The 26683-nt window shown below is 53.2% G+C and carries 21 protein-coding genes, 1 tRNA gene, 3 pseudogenes and 1 riboswitch; of the genes and pseudogenes, 10 read left to right on the forward strand and 15 right to left on the reverse strand.

Features of this window, described 5'->3' with window-relative positions:
* The 5 genes and pseudogenes from F9C28_RS20405 to F9C28_RS16595 all read left to right on the forward strand — a co-directional run.
* A pseudogene (locus tag F9C28_RS20405) lies at window positions 1-186 on the forward strand (hypothetical protein); the annotation flags it as partial.
* A gap of 444 nt (window positions 187-630) precedes the next feature.
* On the forward strand, window positions 631-2073 hold the full coding sequence (gene norV / locus F9C28_RS16580) for an anaerobic nitric oxide reductase flavorubredoxin (protein ID WP_199016413.1): 1443 nt from the start codon (window positions 631-633) through the stop codon (window positions 2071-2073).
* A 12-nt stretch (window positions 2074-2085) separates the two neighbouring features.
* Entirely contained in the window at window positions 2086-3222 is a 1137-nt protein-coding gene (norW, locus tag F9C28_RS16585; RefSeq protein WP_199016414.1) for an NADH:flavorubredoxin reductase NorW, read from the forward strand.
* Between the two features lie 64 nt (window positions 3223-3286).
* On the forward strand, window positions 3287-3643 hold the full coding sequence (locus tag F9C28_RS16590) for a DUF1971 domain-containing protein (RefSeq protein WP_199016415.1): 357 nt from the start codon (window positions 3287-3289) through the stop codon (window positions 3641-3643).
* Window positions 3644-3802: 159 nt separating this feature from the next.
* A tRNA-Sec gene (locus tag F9C28_RS16595) sits at window positions 3803-3897 on the forward strand.
* A 68-nt stretch (window positions 3898-3965) separates the two neighbouring features.
* On the opposite strand, the gene F9C28_RS16600 is transcribed toward F9C28_RS16595, so the two are convergent.
* The 6 genes and pseudogenes from F9C28_RS16600 to F9C28_RS16620 all read right to left on the reverse strand — a co-directional run bounded on the left by F9C28_RS16600 (window position 3966) and on the right by F9C28_RS16620 (window position 8647).
* On the reverse strand, window positions 3966-5216 hold the full coding sequence (locus tag F9C28_RS16600; protein WP_199016416.1) for an MFS transporter: 1251 nt from the start codon (window positions 5214-5216) through the stop codon (window positions 3966-3968).
* A gap of 122 nt (window positions 5217-5338) precedes the next feature.
* Window positions 5339-6292 (reverse strand): sugar phosphate isomerase/epimerase family protein, encoded by a 954-nt coding sequence (locus F9C28_RS16605; RefSeq protein WP_199016417.1) that lies wholly within the window; start codon window positions 6290-6292, stop codon window positions 5339-5341.
* 8 nt (window positions 6293-6300) lie between these two features.
* Complete coding sequence (locus tag F9C28_RS16610) at window positions 6301-7005, reverse strand: GntR family transcriptional regulator (RefSeq protein ID WP_199016418.1); 705 nt, start codon at window positions 7003-7005, stop codon at window positions 6301-6303.
* Window positions 7006-7131: 126 nt separating this feature from the next.
* Window positions 7132-7398, reverse strand: a pseudogene (locus F9C28_RS16615) (hypothetical protein); the annotation flags it as partial.
* A pseudogene (locus F9C28_RS20200) lies at window positions 7347-7454 on the reverse strand (type I methionyl aminopeptidase); the annotation flags it as partial. The pseudogenes F9C28_RS20200 and F9C28_RS16615, both read right to left, overlap by 52 nt.
* Window positions 7455-7552: 98 nt before the next feature.
* Complete coding sequence (locus tag F9C28_RS16620; RefSeq protein ID WP_199016419.1) at window positions 7553-8647, reverse strand: aldo/keto reductase; 1095 nt, start codon at window positions 8645-8647, stop codon at window positions 7553-7555.
* A 101-nt stretch (window positions 8648-8748) separates the two neighbouring features.
* Here F9C28_RS16620 and F9C28_RS16625 point away from each other — a divergent pair, with 101 nt between their 5' ends.
* Window positions 8749-9642 (forward strand): LysR family transcriptional regulator, encoded by an 894-nt coding sequence (locus tag F9C28_RS16625; protein ID WP_199016420.1) that lies wholly within the window; start codon window positions 8749-8751, stop codon window positions 9640-9642.
* 145 nt (window positions 9643-9787) lie between these two features.
* Here the strand turns inward: F9C28_RS16625 and F9C28_RS16630 are convergent, their stop codons facing one another.
* Window positions 9788-11764: an alkyl/aryl-sulfatase gene (locus tag F9C28_RS16630; protein ID WP_199016421.1), complete on the reverse strand. Its 1977-nt coding sequence runs from the start codon at window positions 11762-11764 to the stop codon at window positions 9788-9790.
* 169 nt (window positions 11765-11933) lie between these two features.
* Between F9C28_RS16630 and F9C28_RS16635 the strand changes: the two genes are divergently transcribed.
* Window positions 11934-12800, forward strand: coding sequence for a hypothetical protein (locus tag F9C28_RS16635; protein ID WP_199016422.1), 867 nt, complete (start codon window positions 11934-11936; stop codon window positions 12798-12800).
* An 87-nt stretch (window positions 12801-12887) separates the two neighbouring features.
* Here the strand turns inward: F9C28_RS16635 and F9C28_RS16640 are convergent, their stop codons facing one another.
* Window positions 12888-14072 carry an OmpP1/FadL family transporter gene (locus F9C28_RS16640; RefSeq protein WP_199016423.1) on the reverse strand — a complete coding sequence of 395 codons (1185 nt, stop codon included), beginning with the start codon at window positions 14070-14072 and terminating at the stop codon, window positions 12888-12890.
* A gap of 109 nt (window positions 14073-14181) precedes the next feature.
* The gene (locus tag F9C28_RS16645) at window positions 14182-15312 is read right to left on the reverse strand and encodes a BamA/TamA family outer membrane protein (protein WP_233149128.1); all 1131 of its coding nucleotides are present in this window, start codon (window positions 15310-15312) and stop codon (window positions 14182-14184) included.
* 297 nt (window positions 15313-15609) lie between these two features.
* On the opposite strand from F9C28_RS16645, the gene F9C28_RS16650 reads away from it, so the two are divergent.
* Together F9C28_RS16650 and F9C28_RS16655 are read left to right on the forward strand one after the other, a co-directional pair.
* Window positions 15610-17247, forward strand: coding sequence for a mechanosensitive ion channel family protein (locus F9C28_RS16650; protein ID WP_199016424.1), 1638 nt, complete (start codon window positions 15610-15612; stop codon window positions 17245-17247).
* A gap of 147 nt (window positions 17248-17394) precedes the next feature.
* On the forward strand, window positions 17395-18456 hold the full coding sequence (locus F9C28_RS16655; RefSeq protein WP_199016433.1) for a GGDEF domain-containing protein: 1062 nt from the start codon (window positions 17395-17397) through the stop codon (window positions 18454-18456).
* Between the two features lie 49 nt (window positions 18457-18505).
* Here F9C28_RS16655 and F9C28_RS16660 read toward each other — a convergent pair whose 3' ends face one another.
* From F9C28_RS16660 to F9C28_RS16675, 4 genes are all read right to left on the reverse strand, one after another.
* Entirely contained in the window at window positions 18506-19648 is a 1143-nt protein-coding gene (locus F9C28_RS16660) for an HlyD family secretion protein (protein ID WP_199016425.1), read from the reverse strand.
* On the reverse strand, window positions 19648-20031 hold the full coding sequence (locus F9C28_RS16665; RefSeq protein ID WP_199016426.1) for a DUF3302 domain-containing protein: 384 nt from the start codon (window positions 20029-20031) through the stop codon (window positions 19648-19650). Before F9C28_RS16665 ends, F9C28_RS16660 begins: the two co-directional genes overlap by 1 nt.
* A gap of 276 nt (window positions 20032-20307) precedes the next feature.
* Window positions 20308-21594, reverse strand: coding sequence for a phosphopyruvate hydratase (eno, locus tag F9C28_RS16670; protein ID WP_199016427.1), 1287 nt, complete (start codon window positions 21592-21594; stop codon window positions 20308-20310).
* A gap of 12 nt (window positions 21595-21606) precedes the next feature.
* Window positions 21607-22023, reverse strand: coding sequence for a universal stress protein (locus F9C28_RS16675; RefSeq protein WP_199016428.1), 417 nt, complete (start codon window positions 22021-22023; stop codon window positions 21607-21609).
* Between the two features lie 169 nt (window positions 22024-22192).
* Window positions 22193-22268, reverse strand: a riboswitch (Fluoride riboswitch).
* A 619-nt stretch (window positions 22269-22887) separates the two neighbouring features.
* Between F9C28_RS16675 and cadB the strand changes: the two genes are divergently transcribed.
* On the forward strand, window positions 22888-24237 hold the full coding sequence (gene cadB, locus F9C28_RS16680; protein ID WP_199016429.1) for a cadaverine/lysine antiporter: 1350 nt from the start codon (window positions 22888-22890) through the stop codon (window positions 24235-24237).
* Window positions 24238-24312: 75 nt separating this feature from the next.
* On the opposite strand, the gene F9C28_RS16685 is transcribed toward cadB, so the two are convergent.
* Both F9C28_RS16685 and F9C28_RS16690 read right to left on the reverse strand, forming a co-directional pair.
* Window positions 24313-25062, reverse strand: a complete 750-nt coding sequence (locus F9C28_RS16685; RefSeq protein ID WP_199016430.1) for an SDR family NAD(P)-dependent oxidoreductase — start codon at window positions 25060-25062, stop codon at window positions 24313-24315.
* Window positions 25063-25256: 194 nt separating this feature from the next.
* Window positions 25257-26204 carry a DUF535 family protein gene (locus tag F9C28_RS16690; RefSeq protein WP_199016431.1) on the reverse strand — a complete coding sequence of 316 codons (948 nt, stop codon included), beginning with the start codon at window positions 26202-26204 and terminating at the stop codon, window positions 25257-25259.
* Window positions 26205-26683: the final 479 nt, after the last annotated feature.

A 26683-nucleotide genomic window follows, 5' to 3' on the forward strand; every position in this document is an offset into this window, starting at 1 on the left:
CGATGTGTTTGCGGGAAAAAAATCGGCCCAGATCCGCGAAATTTTAATCAGCGAGTCAGCTTGGGAAGAAATGACCTGCTTATTCGCACCTTCCCTAAAATTAGGACAGATTTACCGCGCCGCGGTGATTTTTTTATCCATATGATTTATATGCAGTTTATAAATTTGCCGTCAGCGAAGCGCTAACAAAAGCCGCGGAAATTTAAAAAAGCACAAAAAAGCCACCCCGGTAGTATTGGTAACCCGATGAATTCAGGCATATAATGCGCCCGGATCCATGTAGCAATGGGCTTGCAAGTGCACGCACTCAGGTGAGTAAGTGTTACTGCAACCCCACGGGGACCGTTCGCGGTCCCCGTTGGGGACTCTCCCCCGGTTTTTCCTCTTCGCAGTACCCGCATCTGTCGTGATATCCCTGACATGTTTACTCCCCACCGCTGCCGTATTGGGCCGGTAAGATAGTCATTTTAACTCTCACGCTGTCATTATGACTCACCACGATATTGTCTAAATGACATAGCTCCGATAAGCGTTATTTTTATTTTCCTTAAATATCAGTATATTAAAAGTTGGCACGATTCCTGTAATAGCTAAGCATCTTTTATTGATGAATTCGCTATTGAGGTATCTATGTCTATTCTGGTTAAAAACAATATTCACTGGGTTGGTCAGCGTGACTGGGAAGTGCGTGATTTCCACGGCACCGAGTACAAAACACTGAAGGGCAGCAGCTATAACAGCTACCTGATCCGGGAAGAAAAAACCGTGCTGATCGACACGGTGGATCATAAATTCAGCCGGGAGTTTGTGCGCAACTTACAAAGTGAGGTCGATCTCGCCAGCATTGACTACATCATTATTAACCACGCGGAAGAAGACCACGCCGGTGCCCTGACCGAGCTGATGTCCCATATCCCCAATACGCCGATTTACTGCACCAACAATGCCATTGACTCGATTAACGGCCACCATCATCACCCGGAGTGGAATTTTAACGTGGTGAAAACCGGCGACAGCCTGGATATTGGTAATGGCAAAAAACTGATCTTTGTCGAAACCCCGATGCTGCACTGGCCAGACAGTATGATGACCTATATCACCGGTGACGCGGTGCTGTTCAGTAATGATGCCTTCGGCCAGCACTACTGCGACGAACACCTGTTTAATGATGAAGTCGACCAGATTGAACTGTTCGATCAGTGCCAGCGCTACTACGCCAATATTCTGACCCCGTTCAGCCGCCTGGTGACCCCGAAAATTACTGAAATCCTCGGTTTTAACCTGCCGGTGGATATGATTGCCACCTCCCACGGGGTGGTATGGCGCGATAACCCAACCCAGATTGTTGAGCAGTACCTGAAATGGGCCGCTGATTACCAGGAAGATCGGATAACTATCTTCTACGATACCATGTCGAACAACACCCGCATGATGGCTGACGCTATCGCCCAGGGTATTACCGAAGTTGATCCTCGCGTGGCGGTAAAAATCTACAACGTGGCGCGCAGCGACAAGAACGACATTATCACCAGCACCTTCCGCTCCAAAGGGGTCCTGGTTGGCTCCTCTACCATGAATAACGTGATGATGCCGAAAATCGCCGGGCTGTTGGAAGAGCTGACCGGCCTGCGTTTTCGTAATAAGAAAGCCTCAGCCTTCGGTAGCTATGGCTGGAACGGCGGCGCCGTTGACCGGGTACAAACCCGCCTGATGGACGCCGGTTTCGAAACCACGCTTCCTCTGAAAGCCAAATGGCGCCCGGATACCGACACCCTGGCCGCCTGCCGCGAGCATGGCCGGGAAATTGCCCGCCAGTGGGCCTTATCTCCGCTGCCGGCGGTAACGCCTCAGAACGCTTGCGGCTGCGCCAGCACCCCCGCCGCCCAGCCTGACGCCGCGCCGGTCGATCTCGGCCCGAAAATGCAGTGCAGCGTGTGTATGTGGGTCTACGATCCGGCCACCGGCGAAGCGACCCAGAACGTCGCCCCGGGCACCCCGTGGAGCGAGGTACCTGATGACTTCCTGTGCCCGGAATGCTCGATGGGCAAAGACGTTTTTGATGCGATGAAATAATCAGGGGGCGCTATGGAACACGGAATTGTCATTATTGGCTCTGGCTTTGCGGCCCGCCAGTTGGTGAAAAACCTGCGTAAACTGAATGCCGACGTGCCGCTCACCCTGATCGCGGCAGACAGCATGGATGAGTACAACAAGCCGGATCTCAGCCATGTGATTAGCCAGGGGGTCAGTGCCGATGCCATGACCCGCCAAACCGCCGGAGAGTTTGCCGAACAGTTCAATGTCGCGCTGTTCCCCGGGGAATGGGTAACGCAGATTGATACCCGGCAGCATAAGGTCCACAGTAGCCGCCGGGAATGGGATTATGACAAGCTGGTGCTGGCCACCGGGGCCAGCGCGCTGCTGCCGCCCATTGCTGGCCGCGAGCTGATGATAACCCTCAACAGCCAGGAGGAGTACCGCGCCAGTGAGTCACAGCTGCACGCCGCCCGGCGGGTGGTTATCCTCGGCGGTGGTCTGATCGGCAGCGAGCTGGCGATGGACTTCTCCCGGGCCGGGAAAAGCGTGTGTGTGGTGGATAGCGGCCCCTGCCTGATGAGCAGCCTGATGCCGCCAGAGGCCAGCAGCCGCCTGCAAAGCCATCTGCACCAGCAGGGGGTGGAGCTGTTGTTTGGGCAACAGCTCCAGGCCGTGGCGCGCACCGGGGACGGCGTTCAGGCCACCCTCGGTAATGGTCGCGTCCTCGACGCGGATATCGTGGTGGCGGCCATTGGCCTGCGCCCGAATATCGACCTGGCCCAGCAGGCTGGGCTGGCGGTTAATCGCGGTATCGTGGTGAACCACCAGTTGCAGAGCAGCCAGCCGGATATCTATGCCCTCGGCGACTGTGCCGAGGTCGATGGCCAGGTGCTGCCGTTCCTGCAACCGACGCTGCTGGCGGCCATGACCCTGGCGAAAAATGTGCTGGGGGACCATTGCGCCCTGCAATTGCCCGGTATGCTGGTAAAAATCAAAACCCCGGATCTGCCGCTCCAGCTGGCCGGGGATACCCGCCGGGGGGATTTAACCTGGCAGATCACCCGCAGCGCCAGCGGTATGGTGGCCCGGGGCTATGACAGCCAGCAGGTGATGCGCGCGTTTGTGGTCAGCGAGGATGAAATGAAACAGGGATTTGCCCTGCTAAAACAGCTTAATGCGGCGTAGGCTGCCGGAAGTACACCCAATAGCGATGAACCAGATAACCATGAATTCAACCCGAGGTGACACTATGGCCCTGATTATTCCCCAACATTTTCGCCACACCCGCTCTACCCCGTTCTGGGATAAAACCAGCGTGCCTGACGCACTGCTGACCCACCACAACACTAAAGCCGGGGTGTACGGGCGGCTGTCGGTAATGCGCGGCGCCGTTAAATATATTGGCTTTCGCAATGAGCAGGACACCACGCCGGAAATCGAGCTGGTGATTGAGGCAGGCCATTTCGGCATCAGCCCGCCCCAATACTGGCACCATATTGAACTGCTTACCGATGATACCTATTTTAATATCGACTTTTTCGCAGATCCCCAGGCCACCCTCGACGGTGAAGGGGTTGGCCAGGTGGTGAATATCCCGCGCCGTTAACCGGCACGGGCTGCCACACAGTAGTAACCGGTCTTACGGGGCGCTGCCTGGTCACAGGGGGCGCCCCGTAGCATAATTATCCGGGTATCCGGCGGCAGAAGCGCAAGACAGGGGTAGGCAATGCCACTAAAACCGCTATAATACCCCGCGCATTATGATGGAAGATCGTCGTCTCCGGTGAGGCGGCTGGACTTCAAATCCAGTTGGGGCCGCCAGCGGTCCCGGGCAGGTTCAACTCCTGTGATCTTCCGCCAATTCGCCGCTACTAAACGCTACTGTCTCAAGTAACTCCCCGGTAATACCCGCAATTGAAGCATTCACGTTATGCCACCGCAGCCGCAGTCGCTAGCTTTTGCTTTTTAATTCGCTTCACCAGAATGGTGGAGCAGATAAAGCCCATTACGCTGAACGCAATCATCACGCTAAAGACATAGTTGTAGCCCGTGATGCCGCTATTGGTATCCAGCAAATAGCCGTACAACGTGTACGCAAACATCGCGGGCATATAACCGATGATGCAACCAAATGCCATTGCCGAGCCCGCATACTCACGTGGGGTGCCTATCTCATCCATCGGCGCGAAGAAAATGGCGCGCTGTGAGAAGATAATCGCGCCGAACCCTAATGTCGCTGTCATACCGATATACACGTTCATTGTTTGATGCGGTAACTGCATGAACACAAGCATTGCAACAGCAGAGATAAGGAACGTCCACTTCAGATACACTGTCGGTGATTTAGCCACTTTATCTGCCAACATTCCACCAATCGGCCCACCGACCATTTTTAACGCATACTGGTTGATGATGCCGTACGCACCGACAAGCGCTACCGGCAGCATATAGATATCTTTTAAGAACGGAATAAAGTAAGTCAGTCCACAGTACGCGGCGTAAACGAAGAAAATACCTAAAGAAGCCAGCCAAACGTTAGGGCAGGACAAAACATGTTTGATGCCCTTTAACACTTCCATGTTGGCACTGGTTTTCTCGCCGCCTTTCACGTTGTCATCATCGACAATAAAGTACGTCACAATACCTGCCACAAGCGTAATTACCGTATAGAACAACAGGCCCGCCTGCATCCCCGCTTTACCTTCACCAAACTGGACAAAGACAAACAGTGCGCCAGAAGCAACGATAACATCCACCACGCCACGTCCGGCTTCTAAAAAGCCGAACATGCGTCCTTGTTCTTCTTTCGTTCCCAGCAAACGGACGGCTTTCAGCAATACCGGCCAATACACCACATCGGCAAAGAAAGCCATCGCGGCAAAGCAAATAAGATAACCGGTAAATGACGGTAGCGTTGCCAGATATAAGCCACATAACCCAACGCCAATAAGACCGAATGGTAATAATATTTTCTTGGAGTAACGGTCTGCGATATAGAGAGAAAGAAAAAGTCCGGTTGTCTGAATAATCGTATAAACCGTAAAACTCAACCCAATTTGCGTATTAGTTAAACCCCAGTCATTCTGCATTGGCACATAGAAAACATCTTTCATACTTGAAAGCTTGAATATCGTGCCGCCGCCTAAAATCAAAAAACAGAGCCTTGCCCATTTATTCATGAACATAATTAAACCCTCATGGCTTATTGAGAGAAATATCTACATTAGATTATGTAATTAATAAAGTCAGGAAATTATTTTCATAATCCTTTCCGCATTTGATAATATTTTAAGAAAATTAATTAATTGCCTATAAACTTGCCGCAGATATCACGAATATATTTTATTTGGGCAAGAGCATCTTCTTTTTCCTGCGCCAGCCGCGCATCAATCATGTCATTGTCGGGCAATGGTGTATAACTAGCATCGCGCCACGGGATCCATGGATTATCACCTTCATCGTCGAAGCGAAATGCAGGGGCATAATATTCAACTTCTTCTTCCAGACCAAAAGCATGTACTTGCGGTTTATCTTCACCTAAAAGTAATAATGCCCTGAGCATCTCTTCCATGGGTAAATCGCCGTGCCCTGAACGACAAGCCTCATGCCCCCAGCCTTTACCTTGTTTAATAATTTTAGCGTCTTTGATATGTACCTGAGTGATCAGCGAAGACATAACCTCTAACGCAGAAAGCGGCTGTTCATTAGCATTAATCATGTTGCCAAAATCAAACAGAATAGAGAGATTTTTCATCCCGCTATTGTTAACCAGCGTCACCAGCTCATGACCTTGCAGATCTTCATGCTGTTCGATAGTAAAGCTTAGTCCGCAGTCGTCATACTGAGACAGCCACGCAATGTCATTGGCAATCTTCGCCATAACATCGTTGAGATGTCCTTCATAACGCGGGTAGAAACGTACTGAAGTTGCACCAGTAGCAACAGCAATACGGATTGCCTCCGTCAATGTCGCCTTATCCGATGCGCTCGTTTCGATATGCACATCCAGATTATATTTTTTGGCCTTTTCTTTAAAATCGTGTAACTGCTGATCGTTCAGTTTCTGCAGTGATTGGGACTCACCATCCTCAACATGTATTTTTACACCCTTCAATTTTTGCTGATACGCAATATCCAGGAGATCCCCCGGCAGGACTCTCTCGTAGCGCATATTCAGATGAAAAGCATAAGCATGTAGGTACAGCGGTATATTTCTCGCGCGTTCCGCAAGACGTTCCTGGTTGCTTTTTCCCATTATTTTTCTCATTCATCACGAATAACAAGTTCCACTGATTCAAGTCGCCAGTATTCGAAGTCAACCTGAACCACTTTTTTATCTCGGGTTGCCCGATGTTTTTCTACTAAAATGCCATACGTATTAGGCGCAACACCCAGTTCTTTGCAGGCCACTTCTGGCATATTGACCGGTTTAAAAATCATTCCTTTGATATTTAAAACATGGCCAAACGCATCTTCCCAGACGCTGGAAAAAGATTGATTACCCAACTTATTAATGAATCCTGGCGCAACATCGGCATCAATATAGGATTCATGGTAAAACACTTTATGCGAATCAAGGCCGCACCAGCCGGTAACTAAATAGCGATCGCCGGAGGAGAGAAAAACATCATCAACATGGTGCGGCACTGTATCAATGGTTTCTTTGGTTAAATAATCCCAAAAAGGTTTACGTCCCTGAGCACAGGCTTCGGCATTGAAGCTGGAAAGTGATTTAGGGTTATAAATAAATCGCTTCGACGAAATAAACCAACCACTGCGGTTCTTTCTGAAAATACGCGCATCAATCTCAAGTTCAATCAAAACCTGGCGTAAGGTCATACGCTTTGCATCCAGCAGCTCACATAACTCCCTCTCCGAGGGCAATTTGGAGCCCGCTAGCAAATTCTTCTCGTTTAGCCAGCTTTCAAAACGCTCTCTGAGCACATCAACATTGTTTTTCTTTTTCATTTCGCTCATCTGGTTTAAACCAATTTAAAACTAAGATATTTGAGTGCAGAAAATACTCAAGTTTTTTTTCAACGCAGAGTTTCTTTTTGTGGACCAGGTATCAAGAATGGCTTTGAAGCAAACCGTGGGGGGCTGACCGGGGTATTGATCCTGCCGCATTTCCAGCAGAGTCGTCGGCATCAGAGCGGGTCTCTCCTTCAGCAGGGGAACAAGCATACTGTCCCATATAGCTTCAAGAGGATCCTGGCGCGTCCGCCAGTGACGAGCGCCGGCTTTTAACCACTGATCTTTTTCGATCCGGCGGCCGGAGCGGACAGAGATATCGGCCTTCATAGCCGATATTTGGTTTTTATTTTTCTGTCGCCCTGATTCACCATCGGTTCGATGGTGAATACCATCCCCTCCAGGAGCACCACGCCCGTACCCGGTTTGCCGTAGTGAAGCACCTGAGCAACCCAGGCGGCTCACTTATTCGCGTCTACGCACGTCGTGTTAGTGCCAGGCAATCAATTAAAATAGGGTGTGATTCTGGAAGGGTAATCAATGCTTATGACCAGTCCGCAATGGAATACCCGGAAAAAATACGTTCCTTCGGTAGACGGGTAATGTAGTAAGGATTGAGCACCGGAAGCGCGCCTGCCGCATCCAGCGTGTCAAGGGATGACGCCGGGAGGGTTATATCCAGTGAAGCCAGGTTCTCTGCCATCTGCGCTGCGCTGCTGGCGCCAATCAGCACCGATGACACGCCGGCCCTCTGCACCACCCAGGCGAGGGCAACTTGCGCCATCGGCCTGCCAAGCGCATCAGACACCTCACGCAGGGTATCCACGATGTGAAAATTAGCCTCGGTAAACAGCATGCCGCCAAATGGATTATCGCCATTCAGGCGTCCGTTACTGTTCTGCCCCGGGTCACCGGCAGTATTGGGTAAACTTCCCGATGGCCCGGCGTGCGCTAACTTCTCCCGGCCATATTTTCCGGTCAGTAAACCGGCCCCCAGCGGGCTCCAGGCCACTAACCCCATCCCCAGCGCCTTCCCGGCAGGAAGAATGTCCAGCTCAATCCCCCGGTCTATCAGTGAATAAGCATATTGCAGGCCGACAGGCTCCGGTAAACCATTTGCCCGGGCAAGGGTGGCAATCTGCGCAACGTACCACGATGGGGCATTGGAGAACCCATAATAGAGAATATCGCCGCGACGCACAGCATCGGTTAATGCGCGCAGAACCTCTTCCGGCGGGGTGGTCTGGTCCCATACATGAGTCCAGAAAAGATCAATATAATCGGTCCCCAGACGTTTAAGGGAGCCATCAATACCGTTGCGAATATTACGCGCTGAATTCCCACTGCTCAGCGGTGTATCTTGCCGGCGCGGAAAACCGGCTTTGGTCGAAATAACGATTTTTTCGCGGCTACCGCTGCTATGAATAAAACGCCCCAGCATCGCTTCGCTATTTCCACCGGCATAGACATCCGCCGTATCAATAAAATTACCGCCGTTATCAATATACGCATCGAAAATAGCGCGCGCCCCGGTTTCATCAACCCCCCAGCGCCCGGTGCCAAATGTCATGGTGCCTAACGCCAGCGGGCTGACTATCAGGCCCGAATGCCCCAGAGTGCGATAGCTGCTAAGATTCATGGTACTCTCTCACTTATTAATCAGTAGATTATAAGCATACGGCCCTGATCCGGAATAACTAGCCTCGGTTCATAACAAGGCCTTGTGAATGGGATTCAACAATGAAACGTGGCGATCTCGACGATCTGGCAGCATTTGCGGTGGTAGCAAGAACCCGCAGTTTTACGCGGGCCGCCGCAGAGATAGGGCTATCACCCTCTGCGCTTAGCCACGCCATGCGCGGGCTGGAACAGCGCCTTGGCGTCACGCTGCTGGCGCGTACCACACGCTCGGTGGCGCCAACCGCAGCAGGCAAACAATTGCTCCACGCCCTGGAACCGGCCCTTGCCGGATTAGCCCAAGGCCTGGCGTCGCTGGAAAACTGGCGGGACACGCCGGCAGGCAATATCCGGCTTACTACGCTTCACTACGCGTCCCGCACCATTCTCGCCGACAAACTGCCCGCTTTTTTGCGGGACCATCCGGACATCACCATTGAAGTGACCATTGACGATAGGCTCACCGATATTGTCGCCGGCGGTTTCGATGCCGGGATCAGGCCTGGCGGGGCTGTCGATAATGATATGATTGCTATCCGGCTTGAACCCGACAGCCGCGCACGCGTCGTGGGGACACCGGACTATTTCGCCCGTTATCCCCGGCCGCAGACACTGCAAGACTTACAGGATCATCGTTGCATTAACTATCGCCGGGTCACGACTGGCGACGTAGTACCGTGGCGATTTGAGCGCGATGGCGAGACAATAAACATCAAAACCGGGGGGCAGCTTATCGTCAATGACGGCGTGCTCGCGGGGGCAACTATCCGGGCGGGTGCCGGGCTGGGGATCTTACTGGAACATGAGGCCGCGGCAGAGCTTGCCGATGGCCGGTTGATCGCGGTGCTGGATGGGTGGAGCCCGACATTTCACGGCTGCCACTTATACTACCCCAACAGGCAAATAACCCCGGCGCTGCGGGCGCTGGTAGCGGCATTACGCTGGAGAGGCGATTGATATTTTAAGCCAGAACAACCTGATGGAGAGTGATGCGCAGACTAATGTCAGCCGCCGTGCGGGCCAGTGGAACGGATAACCATGCCCTGGGATATATCTCCGCACCCGCCGGTGCGGAGATAATCACGTCGGTAACACGATAATATTAAGGCGTTACAATATTGAACCAGAAATCAAACTTATCCATATAACCCAGCATTTCGTCCAGTTTCGCGCCATTACCGGTCAGTTTCACGTCGCCTTTATCCTCAGCCTGTTTCAGGGTCTCTTCTTTCAGGATTATCTTATTCAGCGTGTCGCGATTCAGGATAAGGGTGGCATCTGCATCTTTCGCTTGTGCATTGGCAGTGTGGTTCAGCACGCCATTTTCCAGCTCCAGCTTGTATTTGCCGCCGTCATTACCGAGGTCAATATTAAAGACAGCCTTCGCCTTACCGGCTTTTTCACCGTTAATATGCACCGCGAGATAGTCAAAGAACATTTCCGGTGTCATCGCCTTGACCGTATCCGGGCTGGCGGTGTTCGGGGTTGGCCCTTTCACAACGCCATTGCGCAGCTCCTGGGCCCCGGTGAGGTAGAAGTTACGCCACGGGCCGGACTCGGCCTGGTAACCTAACTGCTCCAGTGCATCCGCCTCCAGATTACGGGCATCCTGGTTTTTCGGATCGGCGAACACAATTTTGCTGACAACCTGGGCAACCCAGCGGTAATTGCCCTGGGCATAGTCTTCTTTCGCTTTCTTCATGATAGCGTCAGCACCGCCCATATAATCGACAAATTTCTTGGCGGACTCTTCCGGCGGCAGCTCGTCGAGGGTAGCCGGGTTACCATCAAACCAGCCGAGGTACAGCACGTAAGTTGCCTTCACATCATGGCTGACAGAACCATAGTAGCCCCGGTTGGCCCAGGTGTGCGCCAGGCTATCCGGCAGTTTAAATTTCGCCGCTATCTCATCACGGGTCAGCCCTTCGTTTGCCATCCGCAGGGTTTGGTCATTGATATAGCGGTACAGATCTCGCTGGCTCTTCAGCAAGTTAACCACATTCTCATTGCCCCAGGTCGGCCAGTGGTGCTGGGCCATAATAATTTCAGCTTTATCACCCCAGCGAACAATCGCCTCGTTGATATATTTTGACCACGGCAGCGGCTCGCGGATCTTAGCGCCGCGCAGGGAATAGGTGTTATGCAGGGTATGGGTCACATCCTCTGCGGATTCAATGAGTTTTTTCTCTTCGATATACCACAGCATCTCTGAAGGCGCTTCGGAACCTGGCGCCAGCATAAAGTCATAGGTCAGGCCATCAATCACCTCTTTCTGGCCGTCTTTCTCGATAATATTGGTCGGTGCAATCAGGGTAACGGTACCGGCGGAGGTGGTGGTGCCCAGCCCGGCGCCCACCTGGCCCGTGGCGCTCGGCTTCAGGAGGTTACCGTACATATAACTGGCCCGGCGGCTCATCACGTTACCGGCCATAATGTTTTCCGCAACAGCGGCTTCCATAAAGCCGGCTGGCGCATAAATTTTCACTTTGCCGGATTTAACATCCGCCTCGTCAATCACGCCGCGCACGCCGCCATAGTGGTCAACGTGGCTGTGGGTGTAGATAACCGCAACCACCGGCTTTTTACCGCGGTTTTTATAATACAGATCCATCCCCACTTTTGCCGTCTCGGCAGAGACCAGCGGGTCAACGACGGTAATACCCTCTTTACCTTCGATGATGGTCATATTGGAAAGATCAAGGTTACGAATCTGGTAAACGCCATCGGTAACTTCAAACAGGCCGCTGATATTAATTAATTGCGACTGGCGCCACAGGCTGGGGTTTACGGTATCCGGCGATTTCTCACCTTCTTTAATAAAAGCGTATTGCTGTGGGTCCCAGACAACATTGCCCTGCGCGCCTTTAATAACGTCAGTCGGCAGCGGGGCAATAAATCCTTTGTGGGCATTGGTAAAGTCGGTGTTATCAGAGAAAGGAAGCTGTTTATAAAGTGCATCGTTGGCTTTTTTTGTCGCATCGGTCGCGTCTTTGGGTGTGACATCAGCCCAGGCGGCGAACGAGAAAGATGAAAAAATTCCCGCAAGCACCATGCCTTTTGCTATCGATTTCAAACTCATGGTAATCCTCATTTATCCAGCAGTTGATCAGTTGGTGTGGTAAACCCGATCATAGTTTGCAATCATCCACTACAATATAACAAGTTATTTACACTTGATAATTAATGTTTTCCATAATTAGCAATTAATGATTAGCACCGAATGTTTGCACCGGATATAGGGAGTAAAAATGGCCGGAAGTAAGCTAGCACGCCTGCGCCAGAAGGTATGGCGTCACCATCTTCCCCTGTTAGTAAAACAGAACGCCGGGGGCGGAGACCCCTATAACTATTATTCGGTCTACTTCACGGATACCGAACATCACCATTTCCGGCTGGCGGGCTGGAACGGTCACGACGCGCTGTTAGAAAGGTTTAATAGCGAAAACAATAAACTTGATGATAAACAACAAGTTAACATTGAATCGCTGGCAGCAATGCAGGAAGAAATTCTCCATCACCGGCGTTTTGGCGCCGTGCGTTTTAGCCATATTCTTGCCTTCAGTTTTAGCCATTACACCGGTTTTCTCTACCTGAAAACCGCCATAAAACGGCTCAAAGGCCAGGTAATGTCGCAGCTGTTTGCGAAAACGGAACTTAAAAGCCGCGATCGTATGGTGCTGCTGAACTTACTGGTTAATGCCTATATTCAGCAACGCCCATCACAATATTATGCCGGTATCTCGACCGACGATGTTATTGCCAGGCTATATGGAGAACTATGGTATAAGCATATTCGCAATGAAGAGTTCAAGCGCAAGATCACACTTTTGTTACAATCTTTGGTTATTTCAGAAGATCTAACAATCAGTAACGGACGTTATTTTGTCACACCGCAATCAATTAACAGTATTGTAGAATTCGAAAAAGACGAAAGAAGAAACCAACAGCAAATAAAAATGCAGCGTAATATTGTGAGGCTAATGATCATTATTACCGCCTCTACGCTGATGGTGACCCTGGCATTGTTATCGCTGGCCGGCATCGTTGATTTGCAAAAAATATGGCACGCCATTCTGAATATTAAACCGCTGCGGGTGTTGCTAAAACTTATTTAAGTCTGGCGCTGGCCGCCATTACTGTCGTCCTCTCCTGCCAGAACCAGGGAAATACCCCAGCCATTTACACTGGCTGGGGCAGAATTATCAGAACTGATAACTGTAATTCACGCTGGCAAACCATAAATACGGATGGTTATAACTGCCGCTTAGCACGGCGGGTGAGGTCACCCGGGCAGACTGCATATGCAGATAAGAGACCGCCATACCGATATTACTGTTCGGGTTCAGCTGATACTGCGCCCCGGTGGCGAAGCGCCACTCATCCCCGGTGGGCAACGTCAGGGCCGCATTCCCCTGATTACGGTAGACCGAGCTATCGTAAGCCACCCCGGCATTCAGGCGCCAGTCCACGGTCGGGCGGAACTGTACCCCCAGCGCCGTATGCCAGGTGTCATGCAGACGGTTCGTTTTATCCGAGGTATGGCCGGCCACCGTAATACTGGGGCTGCCGAACTGGCTCCAGTCCTGCCAGCCTAAATCCCCCATAACCGACCACTGCTGATTAAGATCATGGACCAGGCTGAGCATCAGTTGCTGGGGGGCGCGTACCTGAGCAGAAATCGGCAAGTGATACTGGGTTGAGCCGTCCGGCGGCAGGTGGGTGGTGGCATTAATATTGAAATGGTAATCGGTCTTACTGGTCCAGCTAAGCCCGACCCGGGTCTGATCAGTCAGCGCCATGAGCAGCCCCAGGCGGTAGCTCATGGCCCAGTCATGATCGGTTTCTTTATGGTTGCTGTCGTCAACATTGCGGGTTAACGATAAAAAACCGTAGTTAAGATTGGTGGAGGCCCCCACAGAAAGGCGATCGTTTAACTTCCATGCCACCGACGGGCTCAGCGTCATGGCCACCATGGTGCTCTTCTTTACCAGCCGGTCCCCGGCCCAGTTGCCAAAATCAATCCCTAAGCCGTAGTTCCCGTACAGGCCAATCCCGGCGTACAGATTATCGTTAATTTTCTGGCTGTAAAAACCACTGGCGTTGGGAAACAGCTTCATCACATTCCCGGGGCCGCGGCGGTTATCATTGTCCATATCATATTTAATATGCCCATCCATCACCTGCGCCCCACCGGTGAACATATGGTCTGGAAGGCGCGTCATGCCCGCCGGGTTAGTGACGATGGTGGAGGCATCCTGCGCCCGGGCTGCCTGCCCTGCCCCCGCTAATGCAGTATCCTCGGTGCCGATTTCATAAAAATACAGACCGCTGCCCTGCGCCATCGCCGACGCCAGTAGCGCCGAGCACCCGAATGCGATTTTCTTCATTTGCCACCTGCTAAGTATTAATAATGTTATTTATTTGTAATAAATATATGGCATATATTGCTTTTTCACTATGGCGTTTTTGGCGGATCGCGTTTTATTGCTACCCGGGCTATAACCCGACCCCAACATTGAAGTACACCGCCTGCTGGCTATCACTGAACGCCACATCAAGGCCGGTCTGGAGCCCGTACTGCTCGGCAATCAGGTAGCGGAAGCCACTCCCCCAGGCCACCTCCGCTGCCCGGAACAGTTCACTGGATTGAGTAGCCGCATTACCGGCCCCCACAAACCCCAGCAGGGACCAGCGGGGCGTTATTTGCCAGGCTAGCTGGCTCTGAACGGTGCCGACAATATCCCCCTGATAGCGGTAACGGGAGATACCCCGCAAAGCGACATAAGGCCGGGCCATCGGCGTCAGGTGGGATTCATGGCTATCCAGCCACTGGTAATTACCGGCCAGGGCCAGGGTTAATACCGGGGTTAACGGCAGGAAATATTTCCCCTCCACGGTGAGCTGGTCGTAGCGGTAATCCCCGCCGAGGAATTGCCCGTAAACGCGATATTCCGCACTCAGGGATAAACCGTTATGGGGGTAGAAGAAATTATCGGTGGTGTCGTATTCCGCCACCAGCCCAAAGGCTGAGGTGGTACTTTCCTCACCCATAACCTGCCGCCAGAGCTGGTTAATGGCCGGGTTATGGGCGGCAATGGTGGTGTGGACATAAAACTGAGAGGCCCCTAAAAATACCGGTGACTCCTTCACCCTGAACAGTATTTTTTGCAGCCCCCCATAGCCTTTAGTCTCGGTTTTTATCGCTTTATCGCCGCCAAATCCCCCGAGATCGCCGGAGTAAATATCAAGATTGATATCGCCATAACCCAATACCACAAGATAGCGAATATGGTCATTATTCCAGGTATGGCGGTGCCCCCCACCCACAAACCAGGTGCCATTTTGGGTCCCGCCCCCGCCAAACACGGTGAGTGCCGGCGGGATAAACCGCCCATTGCTCTGGGTCCCTTTGCCGTGCAGAAACAGCCCGAATAGCCCACCGCCGTAACCTACGGCAGGCTCGGTAATCACCATAGGGACCGGTAAAAAACTGAACTTATTTTCCGCCAGATACTGGCTCATATCCAGCTGACGGTCTGCCGGCGCCACGTCCCCGGCCTGTGCATTACACGCCGCTAGCAGCCCGCTGATAACCGAAAACAGGATAACCATCAGCATATTGTTCATAGTGAGAACCTGAGGTTTTATAATTCATTGTTATTATTAGCTAATTAAATATCTCCCCTATATGCATTGAGCATAGCCAGATATCAGGTGAACACAAGCCGCCGGCAGGATGACACAACCTGCGGGAATAAAAATAAACGCACGGAATGGCCCGCCGGATGCCGCCACTTCTCTTGTAGAAACAACGCACTGGTCTATTATCAAGTGGACTCAGGCAGTAGTAACGTATCTCCATCTGACCACCCCGCGCCACGGGCCGGGCTATATAACCGCTATCCTGAATGACGGGTAAAAATAATGAAGGTCATGCGCTGGTTTATTTTCTGCTGTTTTTTATTGAATGTGGCCCAGGCCGTGGCCGCCGAACCCCGTCAGCAGCCCACCCCACAGGAGAAGGCGCAGACCGTTTATATATTCCACCAGCCCATTGTGATGTTGCAGGCAAAGTTTGGCCTCACCACGCCCCAGGAACGGGTACTGCGGATCCGTAATATCCTGCGCAGCCTCGACGAAGCGGATTTGCAACACCCGCTGACGGTGACCCCGGTCCAGCGCTATAACCAGCAGGGGCGCCAAATTACCCTTAATGGCAAACCGGTGATGCTGCTAACCGAAGCGGACCTGGATGAAGGGGACGATCTCACCCTCGACCAGGCCACCCAGCGGGTGGTCACCCGGATGGAGGCCCAGCGGATTTCCCTGCGCGACCAATATAATCACCGCTACTTGCTGTTTGCAGCGATAAAAACCGCCGCCGGCCTCGCGCTGCTGGCGCTGCTGATCTTCGCGGCGTATCGCTCCTGGGTCAGAGTACAGCGTTATTACCAGCGGGTATTAACCGTAAAACGAGGATTAATCCCCAAAAGCTGGCGGCGCTTTTTGGGCAATATTGAGGCGCGCCTCTACGGCATAGTGATGCTGCTGTGCAGCGTGATTGCTTGCTATCTGTGGCTGGGCTGGGTGTTTAGTTTATTTCCCTGGACACGGGTGTGGGGCGAATCCCTCGGCGAGTGGACCATGCGGGTGGTGCAGGGTATTTCGCTGTCAATTGTCTCGGCCATGCCGGGGCTGTGTATTGTGTTGCTCATTTTCATCATCACCTCCGTCATCATTAACCTGGTCAAAGTCTTACTCAACCAGGTGGAGTCCGGCCGGATGTCGATTCCGGGGATCCACCCGGACACCGTGGGTGCCACCCGTAAACTGATTTCGGTGGTGATTTGGCTGTTTGCACTTTCCGCCGCCTATCCTTTCCTTCCCGGGGCAAACTCTCTGGCCTTCAAAGGGGTCAGCGTCTTTTTTGGCCTGATGTTAACCCTCGGCTCTGCGGGGGTAATGAACCACGCCATGAGCGGGCTGGTATTAATTTATTCCCGGGCATTGCGTAAAGGGGATGTCATCCGTATTGCCGATAATGAAGGGCAAGTCAGCGAAATTGGTATGCTGGCCACCAAAATCATCACCCGGGAAAACTATATTGTCACCGTGCCCAATGCGGTGGTGGTGAGTGGGAAAATTACCAACCTCAGCGCCCAACATCCGGCCGGCGGAGTGAACTTAACCGTGGGGGTGACCATTGGTTATGACACCCCCTGGCGCCAGGTCCATGCCATGCTGGAGCTGGCGGCGCACCGCGCACCGGGGATCGATCCTGAACAGCCGCCGCTGGTGCGCCAGCTCAGCCTGATGGACTGGTATATCGCCTATGAGCTCCAGGTGCGGCTGTTCCCCGGGGGCTCCCTGGCCGAGGCCCGCAACGCGTTATATAGCAATATCCAGGATGTCTTTAACGAGTTCGGCGTCCAAATTATGTCGCCCAACTTTGTCCTGCAACCCGACAAAAATATCGTGGTCGACAAAGCACACTGGTACACCGCTCCGGCAGTACCGCCGGAGCACCAGGGCCGTGATAAACCTGCGGTACCCGGCGACTAACGGCCTAAATCCGTCTGAGGTGAGTTATCACGCATACACTTAACACTATCCAGTATTCATCGTGGGGTATCAGGGATGGCGCATAATGCGGGTCACAGGTTCAATGATGCTATCCGGCCAGCGGTGGTATGGCGGGATCGTGATGAGATGGTCAGGCACGCGCTGTCGCTGAGTATTCCGTGGTTTACCTTTGTAAACCTCAGCTTTGCGCTGATGATCTACTTTCGCAACCGGCTCTTCGCCCACTTTGATAGCACTATCCACCTCCGGCAAAGCATCCTGCCGGTCATTGATGACCTGATGCTCGCCATCATGTTGTGCGCTGTCTTGCTGGGCATCGCCTGCTACCGCTTCTCCGCCATAGTACTCGCGCTCAGTATGGCGATGCTGCTGCTCATGAGCCTGATGTGGAGCTACAGCTGTTACTATTTTATTGTCTGGTGGCGGCTGCCTTTCGCCTGGCCACTGGTCATGATCCTGATGCTCACCGCCCTGGCCGCGCTCTACTACTCGCCGCGCGCCTTATTGTTGTTTTTATTGCCCTTATGGGCCACGGCGTTGCTCGCCAGCATCCGGCTTAATCACGGGATCAATGGCCACTTTATGTTAATGTGGCTGATCCTGACGGCGATTATTGCTTATGGGCGGCATATCTTGCAGCGCTGGTTTAACGAAGCCTGGCTGCGCTATCAGGAAAACCGCTTACTGATTGCGCGCCTTGATATTATGGCCCACCAGGATGTCCTCACCGGTACCGCTAACCGCCGCGCCATGGAAGATTATCTTGCCTGTGCTTTTCGTCAGGGGCAGCCATTTGCCCTGGTGATGCTCGATGTAGATTATTTTAAACGTTACAACGATCACTATGGTCACCAGGCCGGGGATCACTGCCTGGCAAGCGTTGCCGGGGCGCTAAAATCCTCAGTGCGTACCCCGGCGGATCTGGTGGCCCGCTACGGTGGCGAAGAGTTTGTGGTGATCCTGCCGGATACCTCCCTGGAAGGTGCCGGGCAGGTTGCCGCCCGTATCCAGGCCAGTTTACAGGCCGCCGCATTGCCCCATGCAGCGTCAGAGGTTAGCGACAAGGTGACTGTCAGCATGGGGATTGCGCTTTCAGCAGGCAGCCATAGCGTCACTGAGGTGATTAGCCGGGCGGACGATGCGCTCTATCGCGCCAAACAGCGGGGCCGTAACCAGTGGGGCCAGTAGCGAAGTCGCCGGGGCAGGTATCATCCCGCCCCGGCAAAAACCCAATCGCTTAATGATCAAGGTAGAGATAGCTCTCCCAGCTTTTCATTCTGATAAGGATCTTACGCAGTAAGGCCAGGTGGGCAAAATTCCCCGAATAGACCGCCACCTCAACCGCCATCCCCCGGGGCAGCGCGTACCGCGCCAGGCGTTTATCGGTCACATTGAGGATAACCAGCAGCCGGCCATCGGTTTTCAGATCGTCGGTTTCCAGTAAGGTGCCCTGGCCCTGGAACTGGCTTTCACCAATGGCAGGCAACACCTCAACCACACTACCGGTAAAGACTTTGCCGGGAATAGAGGGAAACAAAAACTCCGCTTCGGAGCCACGCTTAATGCTCTGGTAGGAGTTTTGCCGGAACGCCGCCACATAAACCTGCGACTCCCCTTGCTGGCGGGGAATAAAGGTCATTACCGGGTTAATACCCAGCGCGGTAGACATGGTGCCCGGACGCAGCCCCACGGTGCTGACAAAACCATCCGAGGGCGCCCGGACCACGGTATTGGTTAAATCGAACTCCGCCTCCTGTAATTGCGCCACCAGCGAGGCCACTTTGGTATTTTTGCCATTAATCACCGATTCAAGGCTATTACGCGCCGCGCTGACTTTTGCGCTGGCGGATTCCACTGCCGCCTGGGCGGCTTTATAAGCCTGGCGACGGGTATCGATCATCTGGTCAGAGAACGCCCCCATTTTATGGCCCTCAAGATAACGGGCATATTCCCGCTGGGCTTTATCCCGTTCGGCCACCGCCATCGCCAAATCGGCCTGGGAGCCGCTGAGGGAGGCACTGAGCGTCAGGGCATTTTGGCTGGCATCTTTAAGCTGGGCTTTGAGATCGTTGACCCTCGCCTGGAAAGGCGTCGGGTCGATTTCAAACAGCACCGCGCCTTTATCCAGCATTTGGTTCGACTTCACCGGCACACTGATCACCCGGCCGCGGACCTGGGAAACAATAGGTACCGAGCGGTAAACCTGGTTACCGATTTGGGTGTAGGGATAGTTGTAGTTCATCACCAACACCAGCAGGCCAATCATCATCACCCCGCCCAGCACGGCGGTGGGCACGGTCCATTTATTGAGCGGAATACGGAAGATTTTAAAAATCGCCATACACAGCGCGGTATAGCAGAGGATAAGCAACAGCTCCATTAGTTATCTCCCGGTGCGGTGTGTGCGTCAGGTACCGACGGGGTCGCCGGCGCCCCCTGTAATGCATCCACCCGCTGGGTCAGCTGTTGGAGCCTGGACTCCAGTGCCTCCAGGTGCTGGTGCACGCTCAGTTGATCATCCGCGAGTTGTTTAATCCCCCAGCCGCGCCCCTCCTGCCAAATCGTCGCCCAGATCCACAGAAACGGCCACAACACATGCAGGGTAAACAAGCTTACCCAGCCCGCATAATGAATCGCTTCCTGGTGGGGGTGATTACGTTTTTTGGCAATATCATAAGGAATATCGTGAATGGCAATAATGCCATAGAAAACAATCAACGACACAACGATCAGAATAACCAGCGCAACATGTTCCAGCGTCATCTGGTGGCCCCTATTTTATTAGCATGGAGGTAAGTAATTTATTATTAACAGAGCATTAATCAGTATATGTGCGGTTAGGCTACTTGCCACCATCGTAGAAAAAACAGCACCTTTGGAAATGCTTATATTAGAAATAACTTCATTATGGTTTTTTATTCAATATAAGGCGGGGGGAGTCGCAGGACATATTGCTACTGGCCGGAATAAGTAGAATATAAATTCAGAATATTGCGGATAACCAGGTAAATACGGGCCGCCGCAGCGGCCCGCGAATCATCAGGCATTCACAAAGGCTTTGCGCCCGGCGAATACCGCATCGTCGCCCAGATACTCCTCAATGCGCATCAGTTGGTTATATTTTTCCACCCGTTCCCCGCGGCACGGTGCCCCGGTTTTCAAATGGCCCGCCCGCAGTGCGACCGTCATATCGGCGATAAACGAATCGGTGGTTTCACCGCTGCGGTGGGAAATAAAGGCCCCCCAGCCGTGGCGATGGCAGAGGTGTACCGCATCGAAGGTTTCAGACAGCGAGCCAATCTGGTTCAGTTTGATCAGTGCCGAGTTGGCGACATTAAGATCGATGCCTTTCTGGATGTACTGCACGTTAGTGACAAACAGATCATCCCCCACCAGTTCAAGCTGGTTACCCAGGGCGCTGTACAGATGCTGCCAGCCTTCCCAGTCATCTTCCGCCAGGCCATCTTCCAGCAGGATAATCGGAAATTGTTTGATCAGGGATTGATAGTAGTCGGTCATTTCCCGGGCGCTGAGCACGCTATTTTCGGTGCGCAGGTGGTATTTCCCGTCGCGGTAAAATTCGCTGGAGGCCGGGTCCATACAAATAGCGATATCTTCACCGGGGCGATAGCCGGCTTTTTCAATCGCCTCAACAATCAATTGCAGCGGCTCGCGGTTAGATGACACCACTGGCGCAAAGCCGCCTTCGTCACCCACCCCGGCGCTCATGCCTTTATCAAGCAGGAGCTGGCGCAGGCGCTGATACACTTCGCTGCCCCAGCGTAGCGCTTCATGGAAGGTGGACGCCCCGACGGGGGCAATCATAAATTCCTGGAAGTCTGCCCCCTGATTACGGGCATGGACCCCGCCATTAATAATATTCATGCAGGGCACCGGTAACAGGTTCGCCCCAACACCGCCCAGATAGCGATACAGTTCCTGACCGGTGCTGATGGCCCCCAGACGGGCAGCGGCCAGCGATACCCCGAGGATGGCATTCGCCCCCAGTTTGGCTTTATTCGCGGTACCATCCAGTGCAATCAGGGTGTTATCCAGCAGGCGCTGGTCGGTAAAATTCAGGCCGATAATCGCATCACGGATGTCGTTATTCACATGGCCCACGGCCTGAAGCACGCCCTTGCCGCTAAAACGCTGTTTGTCATTATCGCGTAATTCAATCGCTTCACGGCTACCGGTGCTGGCGCCTGAGGGGACCGACGCCCGGGCGACGTGCCCGGTGTCACTGGTGAGTTCAACTTCCACAGTCGGGTTACCGCGAGAATCTAAAATTTCCCTTGCCAACACATCTTTAATGATTGTTTTCACTGGTCCACCTCATTATATATGTTTAATTAAAACATCTACTTGTGTGTTATTGATAATACGCATTGCCTGTGATGTTATCCGGCCAAGAAGGCGGTTAGTGTGGCCACAGACAATCAGATCGACCGCTTCTTTTTCAATGCAATGTTCCAGCTGCTGCGGCGATTCATCGGCAACCATCACGCACCCGGTAACAGGATACGCCACGGTTTTTACCAGGTGGCTGAGCAGCGCCTTGGCCGCTATCACATCCCGGGATTCGTCGTCATCCAGCAAGCTGTCGGAGACATAATCCTCCAGCCGGTAATTGCTCAGCAGGTGGCACAGCGACAATTTCGCCTGATATTTACTGGCGAGGGTGGCCGCATGTTGCAGCAGCGGCTCGCCGTCATGCTTATCGTTAAACAACACCAGAATATGCTGGTAAAGCATCAGGAAGCCTCCTGTGGTGAGCAGGCGACACGGGGCAAGGCGAAACCGACAGGTTTCTCCGGAAAGACGATGCGAACAGCGTGGAACATGACCATATGCCGACCTTTACAGTAGGAGCAGCATATTTCAGGCACACCTGATATACACTGCTCAAAATATTAAAAAGCAGTCCTTATCAGGCGTCATCAGCCTTTACCTGGCGGCAAGGCGGTTGGGTCAGGTGGAACACCATCACCTGGGTTTACCATCCCGCGCGGCGGAATGTGCGCCAGCGGCGCGCTAAACCAGTTAACTCCTAAACCATAGATCATTACGGGCGCGCGCACCTGCTTTTTTTCCGCTGGCGGTTAGCAGATAGTGCTACTTTTCCCCCAAGGCCCGCCCGATAAGGGCCACCAACCGCTTGAGAAATCAGGAACCTGGAAATACCCGCCCTTTTTACGGACCTTTTATTTTGCTGGCCAGTATCACCGGTGCAGGAAGAGAAAACGGCCCCGCCCCATGAATAATTACGCTCGCCAATGCCCTCTATGACAATAAATATCATTGTTTTATAAATTTTTATCCAGCCGGATATTTATTATTTCCCGGGGGTATTTTTTTAATTTTTCCGGCTGCGCTTTCCCGGCTAAACTAATATTGCATCAGCAAGGTATTTCGGGAATTTTTATGGGGCCAGTGTCATGCCCCCTCCCGCCGCCATTGTCCAAAAGCAGGTCTTTTTTAACAAAAAGTCACTTAATAAATAGTGGCTATAAGAGCTGAGATTCAATTTGTCATATAATTGGCGCGAGGATTTTAGCATATAGCACTTCATTGCTGGCAGGGATGACAGCGTCACCAAAAGAGTACAACGGGACATACATGGCTTCTTCAAAGCAAATCGGGCTTATCGCCTGTACAGGTATCGTAGCGGGTAACATGATGGGTAGCGGGATTGCGCTACTGCCTGCTAACCTAGCAAAAATAGGTTCCATCGCACTTTTTGGCTGGATCATCGCACTGGTCGGGGCGCTCTCCCTGGCATACGTTTTCGCCCGGCTTTCTACCCGCGATCCGCAGGTTGGGGGCCCCATCGCCTATGCGGGCCGCCTGGGCCCCGCCTTCGGTTTTCAGACCGCGGTGCTTTACTACCACGCCAACTGGATAGGCAACCTTGCCGACTGCCTGGCGGGCGTCGCGTATTTATCGGTCTTCTTCCCTGCCCTGAACAGCCCGATACCCGCCGGTATCACCAGTATCGCGATTATCTGGATCATGGCGTTTGTGAATATGCTGGGGGGGAACTGGGTGAGCCGGTTAACCACCGTGGGCCTGGTACTGGTGTTGATCCCGGTATTCGGCACCGCCACCCTGGGCTGGCACTGGTTTGATCCGGCGATTTATCATGCTAACTGGAACACCTCCGGTACTGCAGATGGCCACGCCATCATGACCAGTATCCTGATTTGCCTGTGGGCATTTGTTGGGGTTGAATCCGCGTCCGTCAGCTCCGGGCTGGTAAAAAACCCGAAACGTACCGTACCGCTGGCCACCCTGCTGGGTACCGCGTTCGCCGGTGCGGTGTATATCATCGCCACCCAGGTAATGAGCGGGATGTTCCCGGCAAGCGTGATGGCCGTCACCGGTGCACCGTTTGCCAGCAGTGCCGCCATGATAGTCGGCAGTTGGGCTGCCCCGGTGGTGTCCGCCTTTACGGCTTTTGCCTGCCTGGCGGCGCTGGGCTCCTGGATGATGATGGTTGGCCAGGCCGGGGTACGTGCTGCCCGGGACGGTAACTTCCCGAAAATTTACGGTGAAGTGGACAGCCACGGGGTGCCGCGCAAAGGGATTATATTATCGGCAATAAAAATGTCGCTGTTAATGGCGGCCATGACCTTTATGGCCTCCAGCGGTTCACGGTCGTCAGATATCTTTGGCAACCTGATAGGGATTGCCGTGCTGCTGACCATGCTGCCGTATTTTTACTCCTGCGTGGCGTTAATCCGCCTCGAAGGTGCATCACTGAAACATGTGCTGAGCCTGATTGCGTCGGTGCTGGGGTGCCTGTTCTGTTTCGTGGCGCTGTCCGGTGCGGACTCCATAAAACTGGCGGCGACCTTTATTATCAGCCTGACTATCCTGATGTTCTGGGGACGTAAACTGGGTGCCAGAGATATCAAAACCAACACCGAACGCGGTGCGGTAGAAACCCATCGGGACCCCACCCTGTAAGCGGTTCCCCCTGACTGAAAGCAACGAAAAAGCCCGCAGATAACCCTGATCTGCGGGCTTTTTTACCGCCAGCGATTATGCGGTATAACCGCTGTCTACGGTCACAATCTGCCCGACAAGGGTATCCACCCCGCCATCGGCAACAAATAAAATCGTCCGGGCAATGTCATCCGCCGTGGCCGCCTTACGGGCAGGCAGGCTGTTGATAAACGCCGCTTTCGCCGCCGCATCCCCACCGACAAAGCGATCCAGCATCGGTGTCTCAACCGGCCCAGGCGCCACGGCATTAATGCGAACCCCCTCGGCGGCAACCTCCAGCGCGGCAGATTTCGTAATACCTTCTACCGCGTGTTTACTGCCCACATAGACCATTGAGCCCGCTATCCCGATGTGCCCGGCAATAGAGGAAATATTGACAATACTGCCGGACTTTTGCCCGGTCATAATCGGGATTTGGTACTTCATCGCCAGCATGATGCCCAACACGTTAGTGTTAAATACCGCCTGGTAATTTTCCGGGGTCACCGCCGTCGCCGGCTGTTGCTCCCCCTCGACACCGGCTGCGTTAATCGCAATATCCAGGCGGCCGAACTCGCTGAGGGTGAATGCCACCAATTCCTGAATGTCGGCTTCGCTATCCATATTGGCATTTTTATAATGCACCTGCGGATTGGTGCGGCGTAATTGCTGTTCCAGTTGCTGGCCGGCGTCTGCCCGGCGCCCGGAGATAACTAACCGGTAGCCTTGTTTTGCGAACAATTCGGCGGTCGCCAGACCAATACCAGATAATGCCCCGGTCACTAACGCGACTTTTTTCTGTGTCATAGAACCCACCTCTGATGTCATTGATCAAATAGACCCGGCATAAGTGATGCCAGAGCCACTATCTGGCCACAGCAACGCCGGATTGTCATCTCAGAAGAACCACGCCTGTCCCCGGACGTATCCCGGATGCGGGAAAGCGTACGCCGTTGGCGTTTCTACCGTCAGTGTGCCGTGTCGTCTGGACTGCGCCCGGCTTAGGCCTGGCCGCCGTGGGAGGCCATATCTTCTGCATGATAGCTATCCGGCGTCGGGATTGCCGTCACCGGCGCCGAGTACCAGCGCAGGGTGCGGGCGGTGTTTGCCATCGCCGCCGCGCGCAGCGCCTCACGCTTACGAAATGCCGACCGGTGCTGGCTTTTTACCGTCTCCACATCCCGCTGTGGCTCGCTATCCGGCAAGTCAAACCAGCCGCAGTGATCCGGCTGGCCGCCGCTTTCTTCCCAGAAGGCGTTATAACTGGAGCGCAAATGCTGGGATTTAATATGGGTTTGATCGGTAATGCCTTTAATGGCGCTGAGGTTATATTGCCGGGCAATCACATACACCGCGGAGAGCAACAGATTTTTCGGCCGCAGGCCGTGCATCTGCTTAGTCATCTCTTTGACCATTTCCGCACCATGTTCCGGCCCGGGCCCCTGGACACCGCTAATCAGCAATTGTCCCTTGCCGACAATGGAGAACGTGATGGCATAGACCAGCGCATCGGCAGCATCAAACAGATACAGCCCCAAATCACCTTCCCGGGGGAAGCGAGAGCGCATCAGTTTTAACCGCGCGGTCTCGCCAGATTTCAGCTCAATATCCGCCAGCAGCATCCCCTCGCGCTCACCGGAATAGATAAGATCCAGGCCATCGTGGGTAAAGGACAGCTCCATAAAATCGAGCATGCCGCTGGCAAAGCGCAGTTTCATCCGCCCGGAGGCGCCGCGTTTCAGGTACTTATTAAACGGGCGCTCGCTGAACGGTGGCAACTCACTGTGGCGGCTCAGGCATTTAGCACTGTAATAGTGCCGACATTTTAAAACATACTGATAATAAGCCAGCGGTGGCAACGCCGCGATACGGCATCCCCGTTTAATTGCGCCGTAGCCGCGCCGCACCGCCCGCCATAATCGGCTGTGGTGGCGCCAGTTTCTGAGCATACTCATCATGACCCCGATAGTGACAGGTTTTCATATGCTGTGTGCGTCAGTGTATTATTTCAAAACCAGAGACAACAACGCCAACATATATACTATATGCTGGTAACAATAGTCAGGTTCGCTACAACTAATATTCAACAAAGACAATTTGACCGAAATGATTCATTTCAGTTTGTAACGTACGATTGGCGGGACGGGAAAGCGCAATGCCGGGCGCGGTAAGGGGGTGATAGCGATACCGTGGCGCACGCATCAATGCCCGGTTGCAGTGTAGTACAGATGCTGAAAAGGTACCAAACACCGGGCGGTAGCAAGTGCATAATTACCAGCCGGCGCGCATAGGCCGAATGCGAAGTAAATCTGGCCGCCAGTAATTATGCTGCTAAGGAAGGTGCGAATAAGCAGGTCATTTCTTCCCAAGCTGACTCGCTGATTAAAATTTCGCGGATCTGGGCCGATTTTTTTCCCGCAAACACATC

The organism is Shimwellia pseudoproteus, assembly GCF_016415625.1.
Classification (GTDB): Bacteria; Pseudomonadota; Gammaproteobacteria; order Enterobacterales; family Enterobacteriaceae; genus Shimwellia; species Shimwellia pseudoproteus.

What these genes read in the sequence shown, in the direction of transcription:
- F9C28_RS16655 (WP_199016433.1), top strand. Translation starts at nt 17,395, where the DNA reads ATGGTCAGGCACGCGCTGTCGCTGAGTATTCCGTGGTTTACCTTTGTA.
- F9C28_RS16650 (WP_199016424.1), top strand. Translation starts at nt 15,610, where the DNA reads ATGAAGGTCATGCGCTGGTTTATTTTCTGCTGTTTTTTATTGAATGTG.
- F9C28_RS16610 (WP_199016418.1), bottom strand. Translation starts at nt 7,005, where the DNA reads ATGAAAAAGAAAAACAATGTTGATGTGCTCAGAGAGCGTTTTGAAAGC.
- F9C28_RS16660 (WP_199016425.1), bottom strand. Translation starts at nt 19,648, where the DNA reads ATGGAGCTGTTGCTTATCCTCTGCTATACCGCGCTGTGTATGGCGATT.
- F9C28_RS16690 (WP_199016431.1), bottom strand. Translation starts at nt 26,204, where the DNA reads ATGCTCAGAAACTGGCGCCACCACAGCCGATTATGGCGGGCGGTGCGG.
- F9C28_RS16645 (WP_233149128.1), bottom strand. Translation starts at nt 15,312, where the DNA reads ATGAACAATATGCTGATGGTTATCCTGTTTTCGGTTATCAGCGGGCTG.
- F9C28_RS16685 (WP_199016430.1), bottom strand. Translation starts at nt 25,062, where the DNA reads ATGACACAGAAAAAAGTCGCGTTAGTGACCGGGGCATTATCTGGTATT.
- cadB (WP_199016429.1), top strand. Translation starts at nt 22,888, where the DNA reads ATGGCTTCTTCAAAGCAAATCGGGCTTATCGCCTGTACAGGTATCGTA.
- F9C28_RS16630 (WP_199016421.1), bottom strand. Translation starts at nt 11,764, where the DNA reads ATGAGTTTGAAATCGATAGCAAAAGGCATGGTGCTTGCGGGAATTTTT.
- norV (WP_199016413.1), top strand. Translation starts at nt 631, where the DNA reads ATGTCTATTCTGGTTAAAAACAATATTCACTGGGTTGGTCAGCGTGAC.
- F9C28_RS16625 (WP_199016420.1), top strand. Translation starts at nt 8,749, where the DNA reads ATGAAACGTGGCGATCTCGACGATCTGGCAGCATTTGCGGTGGTAGCA.
- F9C28_RS16590 (WP_199016415.1), top strand. Translation starts at nt 3,287, where the DNA reads ATGGCCCTGATTATTCCCCAACATTTTCGCCACACCCGCTCTACCCCG.
- F9C28_RS16620 (WP_199016419.1), bottom strand. Translation starts at nt 8,647, where the DNA reads ATGAATCTTAGCAGCTATCGCACTCTGGGGCATTCGGGCCTGATAGTC.
- F9C28_RS16600 (WP_199016416.1), bottom strand. Translation starts at nt 5,216, where the DNA reads ATGAATAAATGGGCAAGGCTCTGTTTTTTGATTTTAGGCGGCGGCACG.
- F9C28_RS16605 (WP_199016417.1), bottom strand. Translation starts at nt 6,292, where the DNA reads ATGGGAAAAAGCAACCAGGAACGTCTTGCGGAACGCGCGAGAAATATA.
- norW (WP_199016414.1), top strand. Translation starts at nt 2,086, where the DNA reads ATGGAACACGGAATTGTCATTATTGGCTCTGGCTTTGCGGCCCGCCAG.
- F9C28_RS16675 (WP_199016428.1), bottom strand. Translation starts at nt 22,023, where the DNA reads ATGCTTTACCAGCATATTCTGGTGTTGTTTAACGATAAGCATGACGGC.
- F9C28_RS16665 (WP_199016426.1), bottom strand. Translation starts at nt 20,031, where the DNA reads ATGACGCTGGAACATGTTGCGCTGGTTATTCTGATCGTTGTGTCGTTG.
- F9C28_RS16640 (WP_199016423.1), bottom strand. Translation starts at nt 14,072, where the DNA reads ATGAAGAAAATCGCATTCGGGTGCTCGGCGCTACTGGCGTCGGCGATG.
- F9C28_RS16635 (WP_199016422.1), top strand. Translation starts at nt 11,934, where the DNA reads ATGGCCGGAAGTAAGCTAGCACGCCTGCGCCAGAAGGTATGGCGTCAC.